A 25,776-nucleotide genomic window follows, 5' to 3' on the forward strand; every position below is an offset into this window, starting at 1 on the left:
AGGAACCGGAAATGAAACATAGAAGAAGGAAAACGGCGCTTCTGAGCGCAGCGGCAGCAGCGGTTCTGGTATTGCAGGGATCATTTGCGGCGCTGGCTGCCAGCCCGCAGTTCGCCTACGATGCGGATACATGGGCGAAGCTTCAGGACAATGTGATGGAATACAGCGAGCTGCCGTATCTGGTACAGGAGTACAACCCGACGTATTTAAACAACCAGACAACCTATCAGGCAGGACGCGATACAAAGAATGCGAAGGAAGTGCAGGATAAGCAGTACAATCAGGCAAATGACCTGTATGACAGCGCGGATAACCTGCGGGATCAGGCAGACCAGATTGAGGATTATCTGGCAGTGCCGGGCATGGCAAGTGCGTATGCCAGCCTGATGTCTGCATCGGTGATGGTCGAGCAGAATGCATTAAAAACGCAGCAGTCGGCCGATGCCTCCTACCGTGACAGCGAGATGGACCGTCTGGACTATATGAACAGCCAGGATGCGGTCGTGGTACAGGTAGAGGCAGCGTTTGCGGCGTATAATCAGGTCAAAAAGACAATTCCGCTGATGGAGAAATCGCTGGAACTGCAGGAACTGACACTGCAGATGACTCAGAAACGCCAGCAGCTCGGTCAGGCGACCCAGATTGATGTGTTAAATGCACAGAAATCGCTGCAGTCGCTTCAATCCACATTGACACAGACGAAAGCGGGGCTTCAGACCCAGCACCAGCAGCTCTGCGTCCAGACCGGCTGGACCTATGACGCGGAACCGGATATCCAGGATCTGCCGCAGGCGGATCTTGGACGGATCGCGGCAATGAACCTGGCGGCGGACACACAGACGGCGCTCCAACAGAACCTATCCTTACAGTCCAATAAGCGCGGCTATGCCAATATGGCAGAAGGTTCAGCTGATAAGAAAAACATGGACCGCACCATCAAGAACCAGGAGCAGACGATCCGCTCCAGTATGCAGACACTCTACAACGACATCATGCAGAAGCAGACAGCCCTGCAGCTTGCCGATGCGTCTCTGGCAGCAGAGACGCAGGCGATGAATGCGATGCAGAAGAAGCTGGAGCTTGGCATGGCGACTCAGATGGAGTACAAGAGCGAGGAAGTCTCCGTACTGGAAAAGCAGATCGATAAGGAGACAGCTAACATGAACCTGCAGCAGGCGATCGAGATGTATGAGTGGGCGCTGAAAGGTTATATGAAGTAGGGACAGAAGTTAAGTCTCTGGCACTTCCTCTGCGCGGGGGTTAACGTGGCGCTGGAGGAGCTGTGTATATCGAAAATGATATAATAAAATATTTATAAAACAAGAGGAAAAAAGCGGCGTTTTCTTTCGAATCGCCGCTTTTTTTGGGGAAAAAATAGGTGCATATTGTATGGATTTAACAAAAAATAGCCACAAACTACAGAATACTACCGATTCGGACTGGAAAATACTGGGTTAATAAAAAAATACTTTTGACAATTAACGCAGCATATGAGAGAATAAAAAAGATACTTTCAGTAAGGAGAGAAAATAAGATATGAACAAATCACAACAAAACAAAATCAAGTGGTATATGCTTTCCTTTATGTGTTTCTCCACCCTCTGGGGATTTGGAAACGTTTTAAATGGTTTCGTATACTTCAATGGAACACAGGTTATCTTCTCCTGGATTCTGATGTTCGCACTGTACTTTGTACCGTACGCACTGATGGTCGGAGAGCTTGGTTCCGCATTTAAGAATTCGGGCGGCGGTGTCAGCTCCTGGATTCATGAGACAACCGGCGCGAAGGCTGCATACTACGCAGGTTGGACCTACTGGGCTTGCCATGTCACCTACATCGCATCGAAGGGATCCGGCGGTCTGAAAGCGCTGAGTTGGATGATTTTCCAGAACGCAGAGAAGTATGCGTCCTTTAACACGAAAGCGGTTCAGTTAGTTACCTTTGCGGTACTGCTGTTCTTCTGCTGGGTTGCAAGCCGCGGCTTAAACCCGTTAAAGAAACTGGCTACCCTGGCGGGAACCAGTATGTTTGTCATGAGTATCCTGTACATTCTGCTGATGTTTGCTGCACCGGTCATCAATCCGAACGGTGGTTACCTGTCGGTGGATTTCAGCTTGAAAAACCTGATTCCGCATTTTGATTGGAAGTATTTCAGCAGCTTGTCCATCCTTGTATTTGCAGTCGGCGGCTGTGAGAAGATCTCCCCATATGTAAACAAGGTAGAGGATCCGTCCAAGGGATTCCCGAAGAGTATGATTTTTGCAGCGATCATGGTAATCGTCTGCGCGATCTTCGGTACAATCGCGATGGGTATGATGTTCGATGTATCCTTGGTTGAGGCTAATTTTGACTCTTACAATGCGAATGGACAGTACTGGGCATTCCAGAAACTGGGTGAGTATTACGGCGTTGGAAACCTGATTATGATCATTTATGCAGCCTGCAACGCGATCGGCCAGTTCTCGACGCTGGTAGTCAGCATCGATGCACCGCTTCGTATGCTGCTTGACAACGAGGATGCGCGTCAGTTCATCCCGACCAAGCTCTTAAAGAAAAACAAATTTGGCGCTTACGTCAATGGTATCTGGATGGTAGTCATCCTGTCCGGTTCCATCATTCTGGCTCAGGTTTTGGTTCCGAATGCGGATACGGTTCTGCGCCAGCTGACACAGCTTAATTCGGTTACCATGCCGATGCGTTATCTGTGGGTATTCTTTGCGTACTTCATGCTTCGCAAACATTCAGATAAGTTTGAGCGCGAGTATCGTTTTGTGAAGAACAACGGAGTGGCACTGGGCTTTGGCGCATGGTGCTTTATCCTGACCGCAGCCTGCTGCTTATTAGGTATGTACAAACAGGGTGATCTGTACACAACCATGCTGAATGTCATCACACCAGTCGTTCTGGTAGCACTGGGACTGATTTTACCGGCGATTAAGAAGAGAGAAGGGAAGTCTGCATGATGAATGCTGCGAAGGAATTATTGACTTTTATTGAGAACAGCCCGAGTATGTTTCATTCGATTGAGACGATCAAGGGAATGCTGGATGAGGCAGGTTTTACCTATCTGCCGGAGAGAACTTGCTGGGACGTGAAGCAGGGCGGAACGTATTACACGATCCGCAACCATTCCAGTATCATTGCGTTCCGCGTCGGAAAGGAACTGGGCGATTACCATTTCCAGATGTGCGCCTCCCACAGTGATTCACCGACTTACAAGATCAAGAATGTACCGGAGTTAAATGGTCCGGGCGAGTATCTGCGTCTCGATGTAGAAGCATACGGCGGCATGATCGACAGCACCTGGTTTGACCGCCCTCTGACTGTCGCAGGCCGTGTGCTGGTAAAGGACGGTCAGGGCGTGAGCGCGAGACTTCTGTACATCGATAAAGATCTGTTCATCATTCCGAACGTAGCGATTCATTTCAACCGTGAGGTGAACAATGGATACAAATACAACCGCCAGGTTGATTTATGCCCGCTGTTTTCTGCCGGAGCGCTGAAAAAGGGCGCGTTTGACGCGATGATCGCAAAAGAGCTTGGCGTGGCCGTGGAAGATATTTTAGGCAAAGATCTCTTCCTTGTAAACCGTCAGCCGGGTACGATCTGGGGTTATGCGGACGAGTTCGTTTCCAGCCCGAAACTGGACGACTTACAGTGCGCTTACGTTTCCCTGAAAGCATTTCTGGCGGCGAAGAATGAGCGCGATGTCAGCGTATATTGCTGCTTCGACAATGAGGAGGTTGGTTCCAATACGAAGCAGGGTGCGATGTCCACCTTCTTACAGGATGTCCTGCACCGCATCAACGGTGCGCTTGGCAAGACGCCGGAGGACTACTATCAGGCAGTTGCCGGTTCTTTCCTCGTAAGCTGTGACAACGCACACGCCGTTCACCCGAACCACGGGGAGAAAACGGATGCGGTCAACTGCTCCTGGATGAACAAAGGTATCGTCATCAAGGAGAGCGCGAACCAGAAATACACCACGGACGCATTCAGCCGTGCGGTATTTACGAATGTCTGCAATGAGGCAGGTGTTCCGGTTCAGGTGTTTGCAAACCGCAGTGATATTTTAGGCGGTTCCACCCTTGGAAACCTTTCCAACACGCAGGTCAGCGTCCATGCCGTCGATATCGGTCTGCCGCAGCTTGCGATGCATTCCTGCTACGAAACGGCAGGTGTGAAGGACGTTGAGTACGCAATCCGCGCACTGACGAAATTCTACCAGACCACTCTTCAGATTGAAGGGGCAGAGCGGGTTTGCTTTGAGTAAATATAGTTAAAAGAACAGCCGCTTCGCGAAGGATGAAATGAATCGCGGGGCGGCTGTTTTTGATAGAATGAAAATGGTTAGAAAACGGAAAAACGGTAAATCCAGCAGCGCTGAAACGTTTTGTTTTGATGTTTAATTCGCGAAAATTATTTCCGCAGCAGCTCCGGCGCCATCTCCTGAAACAGCTTCGCGAGCGCCATCGCCGCCCGCGAGCGGTATTTTCCAGCGGGCCAGGCGAGCGCCAGATCGAGGAAAATACCATCTTTCCCGATCCGCAGATAGCGGAACTCATCCCGCATGATGCGGCAGGAACGGTAGGTAAACGCGAGTCCGACCCCCTCCCGCGCCATCGCCGCAGCAAAGGAGGCGGAGAGGTAGGTGTCGAGTCCCAGCGGTTCCACGCCAGCCTCGCGCAGGGAGCGGCGGCCAGTCCGTCCGAGGACGGTGCTGGGCGGTCCCAGAATATACTCAAATGGTGCGGTGTCCTTTAGGTCAATCCACATCTGTTCCGGCTCCGATTCACATGGCTTCGCAAACGCCATGACCGGGTGGTCGGCGGTGGTGGCGATCATGATCTCATCCCGCATCAGGAAATCCACACCGTGTTTGATCCGAACCGGCGGCGCGGCGATCAGCGCCAGATCTAAAAGCCCCTCTAAAATCTTATTTTCCAGATCAATACTGTCCATCTCACAGATCTCCACATGAACCCGTGGATACAGGGCATGGAATTTTTTCAGGACCGGCGGCAGCAGGTAGGTTCCCCGGTAGGTACTGATGCCGAAGATGACAGTGCCGCCCTTTAAATTTTCAATATCCGAAGCCTCGCTGCGTGCCTCCTGGTACTGCTGTAAAATCTGTCTGGCATGGAAAATAAATGCCTCCCCGGCAGAGGTTGGACGGACCCCGCGGGCAGTACGGACGAAAATCGGCGTCCCCAGATCCTGTTCAAACAGGCGGACCGCCTGGCTTAAGCTCGACTGCGCCATAAACAGTTTTTCAGCCGCGCGGGAGATGCTTCCCTCGTTGGCGACGGTTACGATATAGTCTAGTTCCTTTAAATCCATGAAAATCTCCCTTACGAGGTATCGAAATTTCCGATATCTGGTATAACAAATCTTGCCTTTCTCCTATAACAAAAATAGTATAAGATAAAAACAAGCAAAAATCAATGGCAGAGACTGAAGCAGCGGCTGGAAAATCGAATAGGAATCCGGCGAGGGAACGCAGCTTTGAAAAAGTCTCTGTGGACGATTATAAATAGGAGGAATAAGCAAGATGAAACAGGATTTAATGAAGGGTGTTATCGACATGCACGTTCACACGAATCCGGATCTGCGTCTGCGGGCGTATGATGATTTCGAACTGATGGAGGCGGCGATCCGGGTTGGGGCACGCGCTATCGTCATCAAGACGCATCAGGGAACCACGATGGATCGGGCGTATCTGTGCAACCGCCACAACGAAATTGTACACGGGGAAACGAACAATTTTACGATGTTTGGCAGTATTACCTTAAATAAGGTAGTCGGCGGCATCAATCCGAAGGCAGTCGATGTGGCGCTTCGTCTGGGTGCTAAGGTAGTATGGCTTCCGACCCAGTCGGCAAAAAACCATATGCAGAAGATGAATCAGGATCTGAGCCAGTGCGTGGAAGTGGTGAAAGATGGTAAAATTGTACCGGAGCTGCGTTCAGTGTTGGAGCTGATTCGTGACCACAACGCTGTACTGGGAACCGCACATATTGCACCGGAGGAGATTTTCACTGTTGTGGAAGCTGCCCGGGATATGGGAGTAAAAAACATCGTTGTAACCCATCCGGAATGGTGGATTGTAGGCATGAGCCATGAGGATCAGCTTCGTCTGGTAAAGGATTATGACGTTATCTTAGAGCGCTGCTATGCACAGAACATGGGTGGCGGAAAGTACAAGAGCAATCTGGCAGATAACCTGGAGCTTATCAAAGAGGTTGGCTATAAAAATGTCATGGTTGATACCGATGGCGGTCAGACAGAAAATCCGCATTGGGAGCTGGCACTGGCGGAATATATGCAGTATCTGGTAGATCATGGAATTCCGGAGGAGCAGGTGTACCATATGACACACACTATTCCGGCAAAACTGTTGGGCATCGAAGAATAGGGGGACGCATCACATGTTAAGTGCAGTTTTGGTGGCATCCATTGCGGTTGCCGTTATATTGGGATATAAAACGAAAATCAATACGGGATTTTTCTGTATTGCCTTTGCATATTTGATTGGTTGTTTTGGCATGGGATTAAAAACAAAAGAACTGATTGGCTTCTGGCCGGTCAGCACCATGTTCGTCATCCTGTCAGTATCACTGTTTTACAACTTTGCAGCTGTGAATGGAACCCTTGAAAAAATGTCGGCCAGTCTTCTCTATATGTGCCGTAAATTTCCGGGTATGCTTCCCTTTGCATTATTTTTTGTAGCAGTTGTACTTTCTGTTATGGGTGCTGCATACTTTACCGTTCTGGCATTCCTGGCACCGATTACCATCCTTATCTGTGAGGAAGCAAAGATGGACAAGCTGACTGGTGCGGTGGCGATCAACTGCGGTGCACTGGCAGGCGGAAACTTCCCCACAGCTTCGCTGGGCGTCGTATTCCGCGGTCTGATTGATACTGCTTATGAAGCAGAACCGGCATTTGAAGCAACGAATTCCTTTGTAGATGAAATGAAAATTTTTGGTTTCGCGATTGTATTTTCCCTGATTCTGATTGCAATTTTCCGCTTCGGTTTCAAGAGCAACCGCGGTATCGGAAAAGGCGTAACGTTCAATCGCCCGGAGCCGTTTGACAAGAAGCAGAAAACAACCCTGCATTTAATGATTCTGATGATGGTAATTGTCCTGGTATTCCCGCTCTTAAAGATGGCAGTTCCTGGTAATGAACTGATTGGAAAAATTGCTGGAAAGGTTGATGTAGGACTGGTGGCATTCTGCTTTACCATCATTGCACTGCTCTTTGACCTGGCACCGCAGAAGGAAGTGATTGCACGTGTTCCGTGGAACACCATCCTCATGATTGCCGGAGCCGGTATGCTTATCGCCGTTGCAGTTCAGGCCGGTACCATTGATGCATTATCCGCATGGATTGGCTCTAACGTTCCGACAGCCCTGATTCCGCTGGCATTCAGCTTTGTAGGTGCATTTATGAGTTTCTTCAGCTCTACAACAGGTGTTGTAGCACCGGCCCTGTTCCCGCTGATTCCGGGACTTGCGGCAGCAACCGGATTAAATCCGGCAGCACTCTTTGCCTGCACGATTCTTGGTGCACAGAGCAGTGCGATCAGCCCGTTCTCATCCGGCGGCAGCCTGATTCTTGGTTCCTGCGGAAACGAGGAAGACCGAAATCACTTATTCAACCGTCTTCTCTTTGTAGCAGTACCTATCAGCGTTATCTGCTGTGCGGTATATAACCTGATTGTAGCAGTTGTTCTGTAAGGGAAATTTGATTAAGAAGTTGTTTGTTCGAAAAGCTGTCAGCCTGTTCTGGCAGCTTTCGATGAAATATGAAGATTGGAAGTAACTGTTCAGTAGGTCTGCGCATTTACTGTGCGTGACTGTGAAGGTACTGAACAGTTACGATTTGGAAAATCAAGAAGGAGGATAAAGAAATGAGTCATAAAATTACAGTATTTCGCGGCGATGGTATCGGACCGGAGCTGGTTGATAATGTATTAAAAATCTTAAAAGCGGCAGATGCTCAGCTGGAATATGAAATTTTCAATGTTGGTGAGGATGAGTGGAAACGCAATGGTGCCTTGATTCCGGAGGAAGCATATGCTTCCTTCGAGCGCACCAAAGTACTCTTAAAATCCCCGATTACGACTCCGGTTGGAAAGGGCTTCCGCTCTTTGAATGTAACACTCCGCGGACAGTATGACCTGTATGCCAATATCCGCCCGGTTAAGTCCAACGCAGCAGTGAAAACGCCATTTAAGAATGTGGATATCGTGATTTTCCGCGAGAATACAGAAGGACTTTATGTCGGTGTGGAGGAGCAGGTAAATCCGGATACGGTTCATGCAATTAAGATTGTCACAAGACAGGCCAGCGAGCGCATTATCCGCGATGCATTTGAGTATGCGAAAAAGAACGGACGGAAGAAAGTAACCTGTATTCATAAGGCAAATATCTTGAAAATGTCCGATGGCATGTTCCTTTCCATCTTTAAGGAGATCGCAAAGGAATATCCGGAGATTGAAGGCGATGATAAAATCATCGACAATACCTGCATGCAGCTTGTTATGAACCCGAACCAGTTTGATGTTATGGTAATGCAGAACCTGTACGGAGATATTCTTTCAGACCTGTGCAGCGGTCTGATCGGCGGGCTGGGTCTGGTTCCATCCAGCAACATCGGTTCTGACTATGCTATGTTTGAGGCCGTACACGGCAGCGCACCGGATATTGCCGGCAAGCACCTGGCAAATCCGACTGCATTCCTGTGGTCTGCCTGCATGATGTTAGAGTACTTAGGTGAAAATGAAACAGCCGGACGCATCCGCAAGGCTGTGGATGATGTGTTGGCAGAGGGCAAGCACCTGACAAGAGATCTGCACGGAACCGCAACGACAGAAGAATATGTAGAAGCAGTCATTTCAAGACTGTAAAACTTCATACATTCATAGCAAAAGCCCCGGAGTTTTGTAATTCCGGGGCTTTCTATGTTATGCTAAATACTAAGCTTCTGCAATCTCCTGAAGGATCGCAATGATCACTTCTTCCATCCGATAGAAGGATTCCACGTTTACCTCCTTTTGGCTATAAAATAGGGTGATCGACCAGCGTATTTGTAAATGCGACAGCCCCCCTATTTGTGTATAAAAACAGATGACAGCATTATTTACCTATCCCCTTTACCATACACCGTTTCTTGAAGAAAGAAATTCCATAACAGAAAATTTCATCATAATTTCCCTCAAATTCTTTTGCATACATGCGTTCATCGATCTGGCGCAGGGCATTGTCACAGTCATCGCTGAGTTTTTTCAATGTTTTCGAATATTTCGCCTCAAAAATCGCCATTCGTCCACCGTGCAGATCATATACAATCACATCGCTTCGTCCTTCACCGTGTTCACGGTTTGATTCTACGACATATCCGGCTCCGGCAAAAATTCCGGCTAAAAAGGCGTGATAAAAATCTTCTTTATAATCATGGTAGCTGATTGTCATACGCAGCAGGGCATTCATCTCCTGTGTGAGCAGGTCGGTGTTGCCGTGCCATACAGCACAAAATAATTGTTCCCGATTCCAGGTTTGGGCGCTGTCGTTAAACCATTTTAGAATGGTACTTTCGAAGATTTCCCGGATTTCGGCATTCGGAATCATCAGGGCAGTTAAACCATCAGGAAGATTATCGATGCGAGCCTGTGTCAGGTAGCCGGTGAGATACAGGATACTCCACAGATTATCTTCGGAGGAATGGAGGTAATCATATGTCAGATTTTCCTCCACATGCTGGAGAATATAACCGCCAGACAAAAGAGTCTCCAGTTTCATTGTGATATTGCTTCCGGCATAGTCGATGAAAGAACGGATGATTGCATTATCACTGGTATTCTTCCAGTAGCCGATGGGTTTAGCCTGTGGCTTTTTCTGGCAGTCGAGGAGGTAATTCATCACATCCCATGGACAATAGACATCCGAAGCACCGAAGTGATAACCGTCGTACCAGTCTTTGATTTGAGATGCTCGTTCAATCATGCCGGCATCTGAAAGAAGTTTCTTCATATCGACCTGGGTAAATCCAAAATATTCATCCAGTGACGAAGATGAGATTGTATCAGAAACAAAGTTGTTGGTTCCTGTAAAGATACTTTCCTTTGCGATTTTCAGACAGCCGGTAATGGTGGCAAAACGCAGGGTACTGTTATCTTTCAGTGCTGTACTCATGAGAGATTTCATCAGTTCCAGCATCTGGGGATAATAACCATTTGCGCTGGCTTTGGCAAGCGGTACATCATATTCATCCAGAAGCAGAATGACGGGCTTCTGGAAATGTGCCTGCATCATACGCATCAAGAGCAGAATGCTGGTTTTTAACATAGTATCCGTCGGTTTTCCATCGACAATATCGGCAAGCTGTATAAACTCTTTCCGATCATTTTCATTAACCGAAGGGCTGTCTGCCAGATAGCTGTGTTCATTGCAGAGACGGGCAATCTGGGAGCGGAGCATATCCCTGGCAGAAGCATAATCCAGTCCGTCTACATCCTTAAAGGTCAGAAAGAGCGTCGGAAATTGATTCATCCATGCCTGGCATAGATCTGGACGAGATTCGATTTGAAGTCCGGTAAAAAGATTCTGGCTTTTTTTTCGAATATCAAAAAAATTGGCAAGCATACTCATCGCCAGTGTTTTTCCAAAACGACGCGGGCGGGTAATCAGGGTGACTTCCGAGTTGTTCGTCAGAAGATCAGCGATCAGCCCGCTTTTATCAATATAATAATAGCCGTCTTCGCGCAGCTTTTTAAAATCAGAAATACCAACAGGGATTTTTAGGGGTGCCATCGATGATGCTCCTTTCTGAAGATACGGAATTGTTACGAATAACTTTATCATATCATGGGGGAAAGTGGTTGGCAAGATTTTAAAAGAAAGCGGGATGCGCCCATATCCGGAAGAGGTGTATGGGTTTGGAAAATAGCTACTGACCCATCTGCTTCTCCCGTTACTGTTCACACACGTGTGCCCAGCAACGGGATTTTGCCGATGCTACGCATTCCAAATCGGCAAAATCTGCTGTCGGAACTGTATCGTACGGAATTTTCAGTTCAGAAAATTCCTACCTGTGAACTGTTACCTTCTCCCCCAGCTCCTCCGGCAGTGCCTCAAAGAAAATATCCTTCCAGGCACGTTTCAGCTGTTTTTCATGAACCACATAGGGCTGCACGCCGATATATTTGGGGACGTTATTGCTGACAAGGGATTTGGCGACTGCAAGAGCGGCCGCTTTTCCCTGGTCATATGGTCTCTGGGTGCTGAGTCCTTTTACAAATCCTTGATTCATTTCTTCTGCAATCTCAAAATCCAGATCTGTGGTAAAGACAGCAATATCTGTCCGGTTCAAAGCTTTTAGGGCCTTGATGGCGAGCAGGGCGGGGCGGTCCCAGCTCACATAGAGCGCCTGGATATCCGGGTGCTCGTTTATCATCTCATAGCATACCTTGTAGGCATTTTCAATTTGAATAAATCCCTTTCTGGCAGTGATTTCAATGTCGGGATAGGATTCCCTTAATATTTTTTCGGCACAGTTATCACGCTCGGTAGTGCCGTAAAACATGGCGCCGTGGATGATGAAGCCGACTTTGGCGTGCGGTTTTTCTTTCAGGTATTCGCCGATCATGCGCCCTGTATTGGTGCCATTTTCCCGCTCATTGACGGAGATACAGGAGACGTAATTGTTCCGGCTGAAATTCTGCGGGACATTGCTTAAAAAGACCAGCCGCGTCATTTTGGACAATTCCTGAAATGCCGGACCCGTCTGGACATCGTCGGTGGGGATGGCGATGACGGCGTCCGGGTGTTGCATTTTGATGCTTTCGAGCTGCATATTCTGGAGGGCAGGATCAAAATGGGCGTCCATGGTGGAAATAATATCGATTCCGTACTGTTCCAGTTCATCCCGGATGCCTTTCTGATGCAGGGCAGCCCAGGCAGTTCCAGTGTAGTGGAAGGAGATGGCGACGCGGTAATTTCCAGTTCGCAAAAGCTGTTTTTCCTCCTTGGAGAGGCGAATGCTGTCCGGGGAGACGGCGTGTTCACCGAGCGGACCGTTGTCGATGATCCGGGTGGAATCACGCAAAATCAGCTCTACATCTGCATAGCGGGTCAAAGGCGCGCCGGAGAGGTGGTTGATCTCGTCAAAGAGTGCCTGCGAGGTGAGTTCTGCCATCTGGTCGATGTCCCGGTGGATGCAGGATAGCGGTGGGGCGGTCAGCTCGCACCAGAGCATATCGTCAAATCCGATGATGGAAATATCGCGCGGACAGTCTTTTCCCAGCTCCCGCAGCGCCTTGAGAAGAAACATAGTCAGCCGGTTTCCACCGGCGATGATAGCGGTGGGGAGATACCGGGTGATGCTTTTCTGAATATTCAGGCTGATGGTATCACTGGACTGATACAGATTGATCTCCGCGATGCAGGAACTGCTCAGGGTATGGTTGGCGGAGAGAAGCGCCCGCTCATATCCGGCAATCTTGTCCTGTTTGGCGAGGCTGTCTGTTTTTTCTACCAGAAACAGCACATTTTCGTGTCCGCTCTCAAAAAAATAGGAAGTAGCGGAGTGAAATGCTTTGGTGTAATCAAAAAGGATCCGTGGAGTGACATCGTCATCGATGAATCGTTCGACACAGACAAACGGGATACCGGATTCATAGAGAAATGAATAGGCAGCCGGATTGCTGCTTGCCGGGGAGAGAAAGATGCCGATGGTCTTGGCACTGGAGATTAAGTTTTGCAGGATGCTTTTCTCCTCTTCCAGGTTGTCGTTGGTGACGGCGGTGTAAAACTGATAGCCCTGGCTGGTCGCGTAGGACTGCAGCTGATTGCACAGATCGCAGTAGAGCGCGCTCTTGATATTTGGAAAGACAGCGACAATCTGTGAACTGCGTCCGCTGCGGATTTTACGCACCTTTTTTTTGATTTTTTCAGAATATCCACTTTCTTCAATAATAGCTTCGATTTTATCCACCAGTTCCGGGCTGACATAGCGCGTATGGTTGATAACATGGGAAACGGTGGCGATGGAGACGCCTGCCTTTGCGGCGATTTCTTTGATGGTCATAAAACTCCCCCTTGCTGGTACGGATTTAGTCCGGCGGTTCCTGCGCGGCTGGATTTGGATTTGCCGCAGTTTTATATTTCTGTTTTTGATTATAGCACAAAAATTGGGGTAAAACGATAAGATGAATGAAATTTACGTAAAAAATTAAAAGGAACGGTAGAAATGCATAAATATCAATAAAACAGGATGAATATATCGCTGAAATTAGTGCAATATGCCACAAGAGTATTGACGAAAGGGCATGGAATAGAGTAATATCTAGATATCAGACAGGGAGACTCCTTCCAGAGAGAAAATTTTTTACGTAAAAAAACTATAACAATCCGTTTGAAATGCACTAAACAGTGATGAAGTAAGAGGAGGATCAGATTTATGAAAAAAAGTCTTAGATTTACAGCAGCAGGTCTTTCAGTTTGCATGATGGCAGCAATGCTGGCAGGATGCGGCTCTTCCAGCAGTACCGATACAACAGCGGCAGCCGATGCTTCTGAGGCAGCGGCAGATACGCAGGGGGCTGAGGCAAAGACCAGCGATTTATCGTTTGCATTCTGTACGAATACTTTAAACAATACTTTCCAGAGTTCCATTGATGCAAAGCTCAGCGAGCTGTGCAAGGAAAACGGCATTTCCTATACCTGCCTGGATCCGGATTATGATTTAAACAAGCAGCTCAGCCAGTTATCTGACTGTGCAAACAGCGGTTACGATGCAGTATTTGTTATCCCGGTTGACTCCGCAGGTATTACCTCCGGACTGGCTGAGATTGCAGACGCAGGCATTCCGATTTTCAACGTAGATACCGCAGTCATCGATGATGATATCGAACAGTTCGTGACACAGTTCGTTGGAACCAACGCATACATGGCAGGTCAGTTAGTGGGCGAGCAGATGACGAAAGATTATCCGGATGGCGCAAAGATTGCAGTTCTGGATTTCCCGTCCAATGAAAGCTGCGTGGATCGTGTCAATGGTTTCCTTGAGGGTCTTGGCGATCAGAAGGATAAATTTGAGATTGTAGCACAGCAGGATGGCGGTGCAGCGCTCGATCAGTCGATGGGACTGGCTGAGGATATCATCACAGCAAACCCGGATCTGGAAGCATTCTTCTGTATCAATGACCCGTCTGCCCTGGGTGCGGCAGCAGCTATCAAGGCAGCAAACAAGACCGGCGAGATCGGTGTATATAGCATCGATGCATCCCCGGATGGAAAACAGGCACTCTTAGACGGTGAGTTCACCGCAGTTGCATGCCAGGTTCCGCTTCAGATTGCAGAATATGCATTTGACGCAGCTGAGAAATATGTAGGCGGCGATACCGCAATCGATGAGAAGAAAGTATATCTGGATTCCCATCTGGTAGAGAAAGAAGAGGCAGAGAAGACTCTGAACGACTGGCAGTAATGAACTGCGAGGAAGCTTAATAGTTACGTGAAATAAAATAAAACATGGAAAATGCGGCGATGGGGTTCATTGCCGCATTTCTAAAAAACGGAGGGTTCTATGGGAAAAACAATTCTGGAAATGATAGATATCAAGAAAAGTTTTTCCGGGATCTATGCATTGTCAGGGATCAATTTTTCCCTGGAAATGGGCGAGGTTCATGCGCTTCTGGGAGAAAATGGAGCGGGTAAATCAACGCTTATCAAGGTCCTTGGAGGAATTTATAAACCGGACAGCGGAACAATCAAGATTAATGGTCAGGAAGTTGAGATAAATGGTGTTTCGGACGCCCAGGAGAAAGGAATCGGAATCATACATCAGGAGATCGTCCTGGTTCCGTATCTGACGGTCGCGCAGAACCTGTTCCTGGGACGGGAAATCAAGACGAAATTCGGCACCGTGGATATGCGGGAGACGAACCGCCGGGCAGGCGAGATGCTGGCAAACCTCGGGGTCAATATCCACCCGGATACGCTGGTAGAATCTTTGACGATCGCCCAGCAGCAGATGGTTGAGATTGTAAAGGCGGTATCCTTCGACGGACGGATCATCGTCATGGACGAGCCGACGTCCTCCCTTTCCAATGACGAGGTAGAACAGTTATTTGGAATCATTGAGAGATTAAAAGCAAAACAGGTAAGCATTATATATATTTCCCACCGTATGGAAGAACTGTTCCGGATCTCGGATCGGGTTACCATCATCCGCGATGGCGCCTATGTGGGAACGAAAAAAACATCGGAGACGAATGCGAACGAGCTGGTAGCCATGATGGTAGGACGGGAGTTAGAGAGCTTCTATGCCAGAGATTACAACGATCTGGGACATGCAGAAACGGCGTTGGAAGTGAAGAATTTAACCTGTGAGGGTGTGTTCTCAGATATCAGCTTCCGGGTAAGAAAGGGAGAGATCCTGGGATTTGCGGGTCTGGTCGGAGCCGGACGAAGCGAGATCATGGAATGTATCTTTGGAGCCAGAAAATACCAGAGCGGAACCATTCTTTTAAATGGAAAGGAAGTCCGCTTCACGACACCGATCCAGGCAATCAAGGCGGGCATCGGACTGGTGCCGGAGGATCGGAAAAAACAGGGACTTGTCCTTGGCGATACGGTCGGTTTTAACCTCACGCTGGCATCGATTGACTCTTATATTAACGGAATTGCCATCAGCGACCGGAAATGTCAGGAAGTGATTGATTATTATAAAGAAAAGCTTCATATCAAAGCAGTGGCAGACCGGGTGGAACTGGTGGAAGCGGGAAGTCTTTCCGGCGGAAACCAGCAGAAGATTGTCCTTGGAAAATGGCTGGCAATCAAGCCGGATGTCCTGATTCTGGACGAGCCGACGAGAGGCGTCGATGTCAATGCGAAGTTTGAGATTTATTCCGTTATTAATGAGCTGGCGAAGGCGGGTATCGCCGTTATCATGGTATCCAGCGAGCTGCCGGAGATCATCAATATGTGCGATAACGTATGTGTCATCAAGGCGGGAAAAATGACGGGAATGCTCGGAAGAGAAGAACTGGATCAGGAGAGAATCATGCAGTATGCAGCAGGAGGCGAAGAGTGATGAACGGAAAGAAAAGTACAGCAGGCAATTCGGTACTCTCGGTATTTACCGGAAATACAGGAATTATTGGAGTGCTGGTTATCTTATGTGTGGTAGTCGCACTGGCAACCGATAAATTTTTGACACCGAGCAATATCATTTCAGTGCTCAGACAGATTTCCATTAATACATACATTGCACTGGGAATGACGTTGATTATTATTCTCGGACACATCGATCTGGCAGTTGGCGCGATCGTAGCGATGAGCGGAACTCTGACCGTAGGATTTGTAGTTAATCAGGGACTTCCGATTGGCGTGGCGATTGCGGCTGGCATCATCATCGGTGTTGTGGCTGGTCTGATTGATGGTATGGTTGTATCGAAATTCCGTGTTCCGGCATTTATCATTACGATGGCAATGATGAATGTCTGCAACGGTATCGCGTATGTATATTCGGGCGGACAGTCCACCCGTATTACGGATAAGTTTTTCATTGCAATCGGAACGGGTTATCTGTTTAACATTATTCCGCTGCCGGTTGTCTATATGGTTATTTTAATTATCGTATTTAGTTTTCTGCTTTCTAAAACAAAATTTGGTACCTATGTGTATGCAATCGGCGGAAACCGTGAGGCGGCGCGTCTCTCTGGTGTTCCGATCAAGAAAGTCGAGATCATCGTGTTTACATTGTCGGGCGCCCTGGCGGCGTTTGCAGGTCTGGTTCTGGCATCGAGAATGTATTCCGGACAGCCGTCCGTCGGAAGTGGCTATGAGATGGATGCGATCGCAGCCTGTGTCCTCGGCGGAACCTCGATGGCAGGCGGACGCGGACGTATCAGCGGCACAGTATTTGGTGCGATGGTAATCGGTATTATTTCCAATGGTCTGAATCTGATCGGTGTCAGCTCCTACTGGCAGCTGATTGTAAAGGGTCTGATCATTGCCTGCGCGGTTGTACTGGATTCCCAGAAGGGCAATCTGGCACTCCTCAGAAAAAAGAAATGATTCCAAGAGCACATTTAGAAAGGCAAGGAGAGAAGAATGGACTTTTTCAGAAAAATGTCATTTGCGGATTCGACCGGTGACGCGATTCCGTTTTATCATGAAGGTAAATATCATATTTTTTCACTGACATCCCCGCCAGGAACCACGGTATATCCGGCGAGACTGCGTACTACATGGAGCCACTCTGTTTCGGAGGATCTGGTGCACTGGGAGGAGCTGCCGACAGCACTGTATCCGGGCGAGGGCGATGAGCCGGATGCGTCCGGCGTGTGGACGGGATCGGTTATCTACGGCGAAGGAAAATATCACGCATTCTATACGGGTTACTGCCTGACGGCAGAATATCAGCAGACGATCTGCCATGCGACGAGCGAGGATGGTATCACCTGGACGAAGGACGCGGCAAACCCGGTTATCACGCCGATGATAGAGTTATATGAAAAGCTGGACTGGCGTGATCCGTATGTATTTTATAATGAGGAAGATAAATGCTACTGGATTCTGATCTCGGCGAGACGGCTGGATATGCCGGTGACAAGACGCGGCTGTATCGTCCTGTACCGCTCGAAAGATCTGGTAAACTGGGAGTATTATGGTCCGTTGTATTCGGCAGGCAATACGAATTGTCCGGAATGCAGCGAGATGTACAAGATAGGCGATACCTGGTATCTTTCCTATTCCCGCTTTTCCGAGTTTGTCAACACGATTTACCGCACTTCCAAATCTCCGTTTGGACCGTGGAAAAAGCCGAAGAAAGACGGCATCGGCGGACGCCGCTTCTATGCAGCTAAATCCATGCAGGATGACAACGGGCGCCGTTTCTATTTTGCCTGGGCGCATGACCGTGCAGAAAACAGCGACCGCGGCGAGTGGTACTGGGGCGGCACGTTCTGTATTCCGCATGAGGTCGTTGCAACGGCAGACGGACAGCTGGACGTGAAGCTTCCGGAAGAATATGTAAACTGCTTTAAAGAGAAAGTTGACTGGAAATACCTTCCGGTCATGGGAGAATACAAGCTGTATGGAGATACAACGGTTGAGCTGGATGGATGCGGGACAACCTCGTATGGTTTCCTGGAGCAGCCGGAAGAAAAGTTCCTGTTTACCGGCACGGTGATCCCGAAAGAAGCGAATGATTCCTTCGGAATCCTGTTGAAATCCGACTGGGAGGCAAGCGGCTGCCTGTTCTTAGAGTTTGATGTGGCGATGCAGCGAGTGTCCCTTCTGTCCCTGCCGATGGGAGTTGACCCGTTCTGGGAGCAGTCCTGCCAGGCGGTTCCGAAAGCAACGGAACCGGGACCGGATGGCGTGCGCGTGGCAGAGAAAACCTTCGCGATTGAAAATGGCGCGGCAATCGACGTCAAGATTTCGGTGGATCATGACATGGTAGAGGTATTTGTGGGCGAGCAGGTGGCGTTTACCTATCGTATTTTCCGGAAACCGGAGTACGAGCTCGGTCTGCTGGCGCAGGACGCGAAAGTAGAATTTGCAAATATGGCGATTCGGAAGTAAAATTCCTTGTGAGAGACGAACGGATGTGGCTGTCCGCCTGTGAGAGGGCTGGATGGCGGCACCATTGATATAACTTGTAATACGGAGGATGATTCGTATGAGAATAAAAACAGACATCACAGCGCTGGGAGAGCTTCTGATTGATTTTACTCCAGCAGGCGTTTCACAGCAGGGAATGCGTCTGTTTGAGCAGAATCCGGGAGGTGCGCCGGCCAATCTGCTGGCGGCGGCTGCGAAATTTGGAAGGAAGACAGCATTTATTGGCAAGGTGGGTAAGGATATGCACGGTGATTTCCTGAAGGAAACCCTGATCCGGGCAGGTATCAATACGGACAACCTGATTCAGGATGAGAAGTATTTTACCACGCTTGCATTTGTAAGCCTGAAAGAAAACGGGGAGCGCGAATTTGCCTTTGCGAGAAAGCCGGGGGCAGATACGAATCTGTGCATGAAAGAGATCGATCCGGAGCTCCTGGAAAATACGAGAGTATTTCATGTCGGTTCCCTGTCGCTGACCGATGATCCATCCCGGACGGCAACCTATGAGGCGATCAATATTGCTAGAAACAGCGGTGCGGTGATTTCCTACGATCCGAACTACCGGGCGGCGCTCTGGAGTGATCCGGAGACCGCACAGCTTCGGATGCAGTCGCTGATTCCCTATGTAGATATGATGAAGATTTCGGATGAAGAATCCTCGCTTCTGACCCCGTATCAGGACCCGGAGGAAGCGATTCAGTATCTGCTCCGTCAGGGCGTGCACCTGGTGGCAGTGACGCTCGGAAGAGATGGCGCACTGATCGGCAATGAAAATGGAATCGTAAAAGCGGAGGGCTTTTCCTCCCATGCGGTCGATACAACCGGCGCTGGTGATTCCTTCTGGGGCGGTTTTCTCGCCTCCTATCTGCAGGAAGAAACCTCGCCGGAACACCTGACCCGGGCGCAGATGATTCAGTTTGGCAGGGTCGGCAACGCAGTGGCAAGCCTGTGCGTCGAACGCCGCGGCGGAATCTCGGCAATTCCGGAGATGGAGGAGATTGAAGAGAGGCTGAGAGGTTAGAAGAGAAGATAGAGTAAGTAGTTGGTAACTAGCCTCAGATTGGTCATCTGTGAATGACACAAAACCCCAGAGAGCGGCAACTCTCTGGGGTTTTGTTGTGTGACCGTTTGGATATATTAATATTCCTCCACATGCAGCAGATGATGTGCACGATCGGATAGAGGAGCTTCAAGATACTCGTCATACAGTGTCTGAACGGCCTTGTTTTCATGGCTGAAGCGGATTGCGCTGTTTACATCATAAGCACGCAGGCACTGGTCGCGGTCTGCGCAGTCCTTCGGCTTATTCTGGAAGGATGGGCGGATCGGCTGACCGCCGCCGTTGATACAGCCGCTCGGACATGCCATGACTTCAACGAAATCATAGTGGCATTCGCCGCGTTTCATCGCCTGAATGAGGCGTCTGGCCTCTCCTAGGCTGCTGAGTGCTGCACAGTGCAGTTTCACACCCTTGATATCGATTTCCAGTTCCTTAAAGGAACCGATCTGGCGCAGAACCTTCAGCGGACTCTGCTCGTCGATCTCCGGATTTTCACCGGTTACGGTGTGGTAAGCGGTACGAAGCGCTGCTTCCAGTACGCCGCCGCTGGCACCGAAGATCACACCGGCTCCGGTTGCTTCACCGAGAGGATCGTCAAAATCGCACTCCGGAAGTCTGGATACATCGATATGATCGGCCTTGATGAGACGGCATATCTCACGGGTGGTCAGAACATAATCAATATCTTGTCCGGTTCCGGCGCTGTCCATGCCCGGAAGAGTCAGTTCGCGCTTCTTGGACATACACGGCATGATGGAAACACAGGTGATATTTTCCGGTGCAATGCCTTTTTTCTGTGCAAAATAAGTTTTGATGACAGCACCGAACATCTGCTGCGGGGACTTGGCAGTGGAAAGCTGCGGCAGAAGCTCCGGATACTGGCTCTTTGCAAAGCTGACCCAGCCAGGGCAGCAGGAGGTGAACATAGGCCAGCTGTATTTATCCGGCTGCTGTAAGCGGGCTAAAAGCTCGTTGCTTTCCTCCATAATGGTCAGGTCGGCTGCAAAGTCAACATCGAATACATAGTCAAATCCAACGGATTTTAAGGTGGATACGAAACGTCTGTCAGTAGCAAATTCCGGCGAAAGACCAAATTCTTCACCCCATGCGGCCCGGACGGCCGGAGCTACCACTGCAACGGTTACCTTCTCCTCGTTTGCCAGTTCGCCGTGAATACCGTTGATGGATTCCACATCATCTCTCTCCTGCAGAGCGGCAGTGGGGCAGTGGGTTACACACTGTCCGCAGAGAGAACAGTCGGATTCTTTGATTTCCAGATTGTGGGAAACATCGACCGTGGTATGGGAACCGGTTCCGGATACATCCCATATATTTAAGGTCTGGATCTTATCACAGATCTGGACGCAGCGCATACATTTGATGCATTTTCCAGCATCGCGAATCAGTGGGAAAGTAGAAGTCCAGATCATTTCCGGATATTCGTTTTTATAACGGTCAACGGTCAGGTTCAGATCACTTGCCACCTGTTTTAATTCACAGTTGGAACTGCGCACACAGGTGGGACAGTTGGTGTGATGCTGGGAAAGAAGCAGTTCCACGTTGATTTTGCGGGCTTCGCGGACCCGCGGGGAGTTTGTGAGAATCTCCATGCCTTCCTGCACCTGGTTGTTGCAGGAGGTAACGAGATGGTGGATTCCCTTCACTTCTACAACGCAGACACGGCAGGCACCGATCTCATTGATATCTTTCAGATAGCAAAGATAAGGAACGTGAAAACCGTTGTCGCGGCAGGCGTCCAGAATCCGGGTTCCGGCAGGAACCTGCAGTGGTATATTATTAATTTTGATGGATACAAGATTCGTATTTACCATGATGTGGTCCGCCCTCCTTTGAAGTTTCCATAACCGAAGTGATCACAGCGCAGGCAGCGTCTGGCTTCCTGGCCAGCCTCCTTGAGGCTCATGCCGCATTCGGTAAGTGTAAAGTCACATTTGCGTTCTCCGGCAGGTCGCTCTGTCAGGTTGACACGCCCGCAAGGAGTACGGTCGGAGAGATCCGGTTCCGGAATCTTCACATCGCAGGTAATCTCGTGGTTGTAGCCGAGATACTGGTCGATGTTGGCTGCGGCTACCTTGCCGGCAGCGATTGCACGGATCACGGTTGCCGGTCCGGTTGCACAGTCGCCTCCGGCGAAAATACCCGGCATATTCTGAATGGAGGTCCATCCGGTTGCCTGGATGATGCCCCATTTTGCGTCGATACCCTGTTCTACGAAGTAACGGCTTTCGATGCCCTGCCCCACAGCTGCGATGACGATATCACATTCAACCGGGATAGAGTCGGTGCCGATAGCCTTCGGTGAAGGACGTCCGCCGCGGATTTCTCCCGGCATCTGCTGGCTTACCCAGAGAGCTTTTACCTGGCCGTCCTCGTCTGCTTCAATCCGCTCCGGTGCGTAAAGTTCCATGATCTCTACGCCTTCAGCCATGGCACTTTCAACCTCTTCCGGAAGAGCTGTCATATCAGCTTTGCGGCGTCTGTAGGCAACTGCCACCTTGTCTGCACCCAGGCGGACAGAAGAACGGGCTACGTCCATGGCTACGTTGCCGCCGCCGATGACACAGACCTTCTTGCCGGTAAGATCCGGATATTTGCCGTCACCGATGGCACGTAAGAATTCAACGGCTGAGATAACACCGTCGGCATCTTCTCCTTCGATACCAATCTTTTTATCACTATGAGCACCGATGGCGATGTAGATAGCATCATATTCTTTGCGGAGTTCATCCAGAGACAGCTGTCCTGGATCGTTTCCGACCGAAGTTTCAAGACGGACTTCCACACCGGTTTCCAGAATGACATTGATATCATCCTGCAGGCGCTCTCGTGGCAGGCGGTAGCTTGGAATTCCGTACAGCAGCATGCCGCCGAGTTTCTTGCGTTTTTCAAATACAGTGGTCTGATGTCCCATCAGCTGCAGATAATAAGCAGCGCTCAGGCCGCTGGGGCCGCCGCCGATGATCGCGATGCGCTTACCGGTGGAGGTTGGACAGACCGGTGCCGGTACATATCCTGCCATATCCACAGCTACACGTTTGATACCGCGGATATTGATAGAATTATCCAGCATGTTGCGGCGGCAGCGGGACTCGCATGGGTGCTCGCATACCAGCGCACAGGCGGTTGGGAATGGGTTGTCCTTGCGGATCAGGCGGACTGCATCGGCATAGCGTCCTTCGCCGGTCAGGGCGATGTAACCCGGAATATCAACTCCGGCCGGGCACAGAGCTACGCAGGGAACCGGCTGATCAAGATTACTGCGGCAGCGGTTGTGTAAGATATGTTCCATAAAATCCTCTTTGAAGCCGTCCAGTCCTTTTAAAACCATCTGGGCAGCGGTATAGCCGATGGCACAGTCAGCCGTGCTTTCGATGACACGGGCTGTTTCCTCCAGCATGGTTAAATGCTTCATGGTTCCTTTTCCGTTCAGGATGTCTTCCAGAAGATTGGAGAGCTGCGCGAGACCGATTCGGCAGGGAACGCATTTGCCGCAGGTCTGTGCATGGCACATTTTTAAAAATGCAGCGGTCAGGTCGACAGGACAAAGACCTGGCGGGCTGGCGATGATGCGCCGCTCCAGATCCTTATAAAGTCCCTCTACGACATTCTGAGCCTCGCTGTTGGTTGGAATGACGAGTCTGCTCATAGGGTGTGTAACTCCTTTCATAAGTGTGAAAAAATAAACGATATATTTTCGATAAAATATTGGTTTTAGTATAACATAAATAAGAGATTAGATACAAGGGTTATGATAAATTATCTAAAAAGATACAATTCATAGTGAGAAAAACAGAAAAAATAGACAAGAAAACAGAGGCAGGGAGGGAGAAAAAGAAGAAAAAACGGAAAAGTAGAAAAATGAAATGATTTCATAATAGAAAAATAGAAGTTCATTTGCATATAAAAAATTAAATTAAAAATCATAAAAGTGAAAATGTTTTTTGACTGATGAAATGTCCAGGCGGGAAACGCGGGTGCAGCTTGGAATAGGTGTGCCTGCAAATTGAGAAAATAAAAAAGGCAGGAGCCATCAAGCTGCGCTCCTGCCGTTATGTCCGCCGTGACCATTTTTATCCAGTCCACAGGCGTGTTCAAATTCGCGAAGTTTCTGTTCTGCCTCAGGGGTCAGATGGTTCGGAACATCGATCTGAACTGTCACGTACTGATCACCATGGATGGACGGATTCTTCATGGAAACAACGCCTTTTCCCTTTAATTTAATCTTGGTTCCCGACTGCGTCCCGGCTGCGATCTTGCACAGGACATTGCCGTACAGGGTGGAAACCAGCGCCTCACCGCCGAAGACTGCGGTGGTAAACGGAATGCGGACGGTCGAGTAAACGTCCATCTCCTTGCGCTCCCATCCCGGTTTTGCGGTGACGGTAATATTTAAAAGAAGATCGCCCGCCTCGCCGCCGCCCGTTCCCGGCATGCCTTTTCCTTTCAGACGGATAGATTTACCGGTATCGATGCCCGCTGGGATGTGAACCTGTAAAGACTGGCGCTTGCCGGTCTGTGGGTTCTGCAGAGTGATGAGCTTCTCGCAGCCGGATACGGCTTCATCAAAGCTTATGGTTACATCGGACGTGAGGTCAGAACCTTTCTCACGGAAATCGGCGCTGTGAAAGCCCTGACTGCCGCCGAAGCCGCCAAAGCCAGACCCGCCGCCAAAATGAGCGCTAGAACCGCCAAAACTGGAGCCACCGGTAAAATGAGTCCCAGAGCTGCCAAACCCGGAACCGCCCGTGAAATGTCGGCTGCGGGAACTGCCGCCCGAACTCTTGCCGTGGAACATGCCGCCAAACATATCTCCAAAAATGTCACCCATATCGTCCATGTCATCCCCGGTAAAATGGTATTCTGCATAACCGCCCGGACCGCTCTGATAGTGCCAGGAACCGCCCTGACCGGTACCGCCAAAGCCGGAGCCAAATGGACCATTTCCAGAAGCGCCGGCACCGCCAGCTCCGCCGTATGCGGCGCTGTTCGGGTCAAATGCGGCGTGACCGAAGCGATCGTAGAGTTTCTTTTTTTCTGGATCACTTAAGATCGAATAGGCTTCGTTGACATCCTTAAACATCTGCTCTGCCTGGGGATTACCGGCATTGGAATCCGGGTGATACTTTTTGGCAAGTTTCCGGAATGCCTTTTTGATCGTCTCCGCACTGGCGTCCCGCTTTATCCCCAGTATGTCATAATAGTCTCTTTTCTCTGCCATTGATTATCACCTCCGTAGATGCAGTGATTTAAGTTTCAATTATTTAGGTTATGATAAAAGATTGGGTATGATAGAAGCTGCCGCATTCCTGCGACAGCTCCTGAAGCTATCTGGCTGCTGGCAACACAATGTGTGAGCCGCAGCTGCCTATCTGATTATTAACCTTCGATGGAAACGAAATGCTTCTCTTCAACCGCTTTCTTTTCCAGCTCTTTCGGGAAGGTCAGGGTCAGAGTGCCATTTTCAAATTTGGCATGGATATCCTTTTCCTCTAGGTTCTCGCCGACGTAGAAGCTTCTGCTTACGTTTCCGCTGTAACGTTCCTGACGGATGTATTTAACCGGCTTCTGCTCGGCTTTATCATCTTTCTTGGAAGCATCCGACTCTGTGGTTTTGGCATCCTTCTGATTTTCCTTCGGCTCTTCCATGGAAGAAACTTCCTTCGAACCGCTGACGGTCAGATAACCATCTTTTAGTTCAATCTGGAGCTCTTCTTTCTTAAAGCCCGGCAGGTCGATGGAAACTTCATAATCCTTATCGGTTTCCTTGACATCCGTCTTCATCAGCTGGGAAGAGGAAGCACCATACAGTCTCTGGTTAAAGCTTGGGAAGGAAAAATCCATCCAGTTATCAAAGTTATCAAATACACTATTATTAAAAATACTCGGCATATACATAAGTCATCTCTCCTTTTCGTATTATCTTAACGTTACTGTTCACGCATACATGCCCAGTAACATCTTAACATCTATGTGAAAACATCGGCGGCAACAAGCTTGTTCTCATTTCCTTGTTCCTCTCCTTTGTTCTAGCTGTAATATAACACACATAATTAGCA

At 49.3% G+C, this 25,776-nt stretch carries 18 protein-coding genes; 11 read left to right on the forward strand and 7 right to left on the reverse strand.

Annotated elements, in window-relative coordinates; all coding sequences use genetic code 11:
- Positions 1-11: 11 nt before the first annotated feature.
- From DW739_RS11845 to DW739_RS11855, 3 genes are all read left to right on the forward strand, one after another.
- Positions 12-1,220 (forward strand): TolC family protein, encoded by a 1,209-nt coding sequence (locus DW739_RS11845; RefSeq protein WP_118743105.1) that lies wholly within the window; start codon positions 12-14, stop codon positions 1,218-1,220.
- Positions 1,221-1,536: 316 nt separating this feature from the next.
- The gene (locus tag DW739_RS11850; protein WP_107001735.1) at positions 1,537-2,964 is read left to right on the forward strand and encodes an amino acid permease; all 1,428 of its coding nucleotides are present in this window, start codon (positions 1,537-1,539) and stop codon (positions 2,962-2,964) included.
- Positions 2,961-4,274 carry a M18 family aminopeptidase gene (locus DW739_RS11855; RefSeq protein ID WP_347560724.1) on the forward strand — a complete coding sequence of 438 codons (1,314 nt, stop codon included), beginning with the start codon at positions 2,961-2,963 and terminating at the stop codon, positions 4,272-4,274. The genes DW739_RS11850 and DW739_RS11855 overlap by 4 nt, the downstream gene beginning before the upstream one ends.
- Before the next feature lie 146 nt (positions 4,275-4,420).
- Here DW739_RS11855 and DW739_RS11860 read toward each other — a convergent pair whose 3' ends face one another.
- On the reverse strand, positions 4,421-5,341 hold the full coding sequence (locus DW739_RS11860) for a LysR family transcriptional regulator (RefSeq protein WP_118652648.1): 921 nt from the start codon (positions 5,339-5,341) through the stop codon (positions 4,421-4,423).
- 211 nt (positions 5,342-5,552) lie between these two features.
- Here DW739_RS11860 and DW739_RS11865 point away from each other — a divergent pair, with 211 nt between their 5' ends.
- The 3 genes from DW739_RS11865 (at position 5,553) to DW739_RS11875 (ending at position 8,915) form a co-directional block, all read left to right on the forward strand.
- The gene (locus tag DW739_RS11865) at positions 5,553-6,416 is read left to right on the forward strand and encodes a DUF6282 family protein (protein WP_107001733.1); all 864 of its coding nucleotides are present in this window, start codon (positions 5,553-5,555) and stop codon (positions 6,414-6,416) included.
- A 13-nt stretch (positions 6,417-6,429) separates the two neighbouring features.
- Positions 6,430-7,743, forward strand: a complete 1,314-nt coding sequence (locus DW739_RS11870; RefSeq protein ID WP_107001732.1) for an SLC13 family permease — start codon at positions 6,430-6,432, stop codon at positions 7,741-7,743.
- A 173-nt stretch (positions 7,744-7,916) separates the two neighbouring features.
- Positions 7,917-8,915 carry an isocitrate/isopropylmalate dehydrogenase family protein gene (locus DW739_RS11875; RefSeq protein ID WP_118743106.1) on the forward strand — a complete coding sequence of 333 codons (999 nt, stop codon included), beginning with the start codon at positions 7,917-7,919 and terminating at the stop codon, positions 8,913-8,915.
- A 229-nt stretch (positions 8,916-9,144) separates the two neighbouring features.
- On the opposite strand, the gene DW739_RS11880 is transcribed toward DW739_RS11875, so the two are convergent.
- Positions 9,145-10,818 carry an AAA family ATPase gene (locus tag DW739_RS11880; protein WP_118743107.1) on the reverse strand — a complete coding sequence of 558 codons (1,674 nt, stop codon included), beginning with the start codon at positions 10,816-10,818 and terminating at the stop codon, positions 9,145-9,147.
- A 274-nt stretch (positions 10,819-11,092) separates the two neighbouring features.
- Entirely contained in the window at positions 11,093-13,093 is a 2,001-nt protein-coding gene (locus DW739_RS11885; protein WP_118743108.1) for a LacI family DNA-binding transcriptional regulator, read from the reverse strand.
- 372 nt (positions 13,094-13,465) lie between these two features.
- Here DW739_RS11885 and DW739_RS11890 point away from each other — a divergent pair, with 372 nt between their 5' ends.
- From DW739_RS11890 to DW739_RS11910, 5 genes are all read left to right on the forward strand, one after another.
- On the forward strand, positions 13,466-14,494 hold the full coding sequence (locus DW739_RS11890; protein ID WP_107001728.1) for a sugar ABC transporter substrate-binding protein: 1,029 nt from the start codon (positions 13,466-13,468) through the stop codon (positions 14,492-14,494).
- Between the two features lie 99 nt (positions 14,495-14,593).
- Positions 14,594-16,102 (forward strand): sugar ABC transporter ATP-binding protein, encoded by a 1,509-nt coding sequence (locus DW739_RS11895; RefSeq protein WP_118743109.1) that lies wholly within the window; start codon positions 14,594-14,596, stop codon positions 16,100-16,102.
- Complete coding sequence (locus DW739_RS11900; RefSeq protein ID WP_107001726.1) at positions 16,102-17,088, forward strand: ABC transporter permease; 987 nt, start codon at positions 16,102-16,104, stop codon at positions 17,086-17,088. Before DW739_RS11895 ends, DW739_RS11900 begins: the two co-directional genes overlap by 1 nt.
- Positions 17,089-17,124: 36 nt before the next feature.
- Positions 17,125-18,600: a glycoside hydrolase family 32 protein gene (locus DW739_RS11905; RefSeq protein ID WP_118743110.1), complete on the forward strand. Its 1,476-nt coding sequence runs from the start codon at positions 17,125-17,127 to the stop codon at positions 18,598-18,600.
- A gap of 97 nt (positions 18,601-18,697) precedes the next feature.
- Complete coding sequence (locus DW739_RS11910; RefSeq protein ID WP_182427991.1) at positions 18,698-19,660, forward strand: carbohydrate kinase; 963 nt, start codon at positions 18,698-18,700, stop codon at positions 19,658-19,660.
- Between the two features lie 116 nt (positions 19,661-19,776).
- On the opposite strand, the gene DW739_RS11915 is transcribed toward DW739_RS11910, so the two are convergent.
- The 4 genes from DW739_RS11915 to DW739_RS11930 all read right to left on the reverse strand — a co-directional run bounded on the left by DW739_RS11915 (position 19,777) and on the right by DW739_RS11930 (position 25,615).
- Positions 19,777-21,531 carry a [FeFe] hydrogenase, group A gene (locus tag DW739_RS11915; RefSeq protein WP_118743111.1) on the reverse strand — a complete coding sequence of 585 codons (1,755 nt, stop codon included), beginning with the start codon at positions 21,529-21,531 and terminating at the stop codon, positions 19,777-19,779.
- On the reverse strand, positions 21,525-23,366 hold the full coding sequence (locus DW739_RS11920; protein ID WP_118743112.1) for an NAD(P)-binding protein: 1,842 nt from the start codon (positions 23,364-23,366) through the stop codon (positions 21,525-21,527). Before DW739_RS11920 ends, DW739_RS11915 begins: the two co-directional genes overlap by 7 nt.
- Positions 23,367-23,750: 384 nt before the next feature.
- Positions 23,751-24,938 (reverse strand): J domain-containing protein, encoded by a 1,188-nt coding sequence (locus tag DW739_RS11925; protein ID WP_118743113.1) that lies wholly within the window; start codon positions 24,936-24,938, stop codon positions 23,751-23,753.
- A 158-nt stretch (positions 24,939-25,096) separates the two neighbouring features.
- Positions 25,097-25,615, reverse strand: coding sequence for an Hsp20/alpha crystallin family protein (locus DW739_RS11930; protein ID WP_118743114.1), 519 nt, complete (start codon positions 25,613-25,615; stop codon positions 25,097-25,099).
- Positions 25,616-25,776 lie beyond the last annotated feature (161 nt).

The organism is Clostridium sp. AM28-20LB (assembly GCF_003480665.1).
GTDB lineage: Bacteria > Bacillota > Clostridia > Lachnospirales > Lachnospiraceae > Otoolea > Otoolea fessa.

Excerpts from the sequence above, each read along its gene's own strand:
- DW739_RS11875 (WP_118743106.1), top strand. The coding sequence starts at position 7,917 with ATGAGTCATAAAATTACAGTATTTCGCGGCGATGGTATCGGACCGGAG.
- DW739_RS11880 (WP_118743107.1), bottom strand. The coding sequence starts at position 10,818 with ATGGCACCCCTAAAAATCCCTGTTGGTATTTCTGATTTTAAAAAGCTG.
- DW739_RS11890 (WP_107001728.1), top strand. The coding sequence starts at position 13,466 with ATGAAAAAAAGTCTTAGATTTACAGCAGCAGGTCTTTCAGTTTGCATG.
- DW739_RS11855 (WP_347560724.1), top strand. The coding sequence starts at position 2,961 with ATGATGAATGCTGCGAAGGAATTATTGACTTTTATTGAGAACAGCCCG.
- DW739_RS11850 (WP_107001735.1), top strand. The coding sequence starts at position 1,537 with ATGAACAAATCACAACAAAACAAAATCAAGTGGTATATGCTTTCCTTT.
- DW739_RS11865 (WP_107001733.1), top strand. The coding sequence starts at position 5,553 with ATGAAACAGGATTTAATGAAGGGTGTTATCGACATGCACGTTCACACG.
- DW739_RS11870 (WP_107001732.1), top strand. The coding sequence starts at position 6,430 with ATGTTAAGTGCAGTTTTGGTGGCATCCATTGCGGTTGCCGTTATATTG.
- DW739_RS11915 (WP_118743111.1), bottom strand. The coding sequence starts at position 21,531 with ATGGTAAATACGAATCTTGTATCCATCAAAATTAATAATATACCACTG.
- DW739_RS11885 (WP_118743108.1), bottom strand. The coding sequence starts at position 13,093 with ATGACCATCAAAGAAATCGCCGCAAAGGCAGGCGTCTCCATCGCCACC.
- DW739_RS11860 (WP_118652648.1), bottom strand. The coding sequence starts at position 5,341 with ATGGATTTAAAGGAACTAGACTATATCGTAACCGTCGCCAACGAGGGA.
- DW739_RS11905 (WP_118743110.1), top strand. The coding sequence starts at position 17,125 with ATGGACTTTTTCAGAAAAATGTCATTTGCGGATTCGACCGGTGACGCG.
- DW739_RS11925 (WP_118743113.1), bottom strand. The coding sequence starts at position 24,938 with ATGGCAGAGAAAAGAGACTATTATGACATACTGGGGATAAAGCGGGAC.
- DW739_RS11920 (WP_118743112.1), bottom strand. The coding sequence starts at position 23,366 with ATGAGCAGACTCGTCATTCCAACCAACAGCGAGGCTCAGAATGTCGTA.
- DW739_RS11900 (WP_107001726.1), top strand. The coding sequence starts at position 16,102 with ATGAACGGAAAGAAAAGTACAGCAGGCAATTCGGTACTCTCGGTATTT.
- DW739_RS11910 (WP_182427991.1), top strand. The coding sequence starts at position 18,698 with ATGAGAATAAAAACAGACATCACAGCGCTGGGAGAGCTTCTGATTGAT.
- DW739_RS11895 (WP_118743109.1), top strand. The coding sequence starts at position 14,594 with ATGGGAAAAACAATTCTGGAAATGATAGATATCAAGAAAAGTTTTTCC.
- DW739_RS11930 (WP_118743114.1), bottom strand. The coding sequence starts at position 25,615 with ATGTATATGCCGAGTATTTTTAATAATAGTGTATTTGATAACTTTGAT.
- DW739_RS11845 (WP_118743105.1), top strand. The coding sequence starts at position 12 with ATGAAACATAGAAGAAGGAAAACGGCGCTTCTGAGCGCAGCGGCAGCA.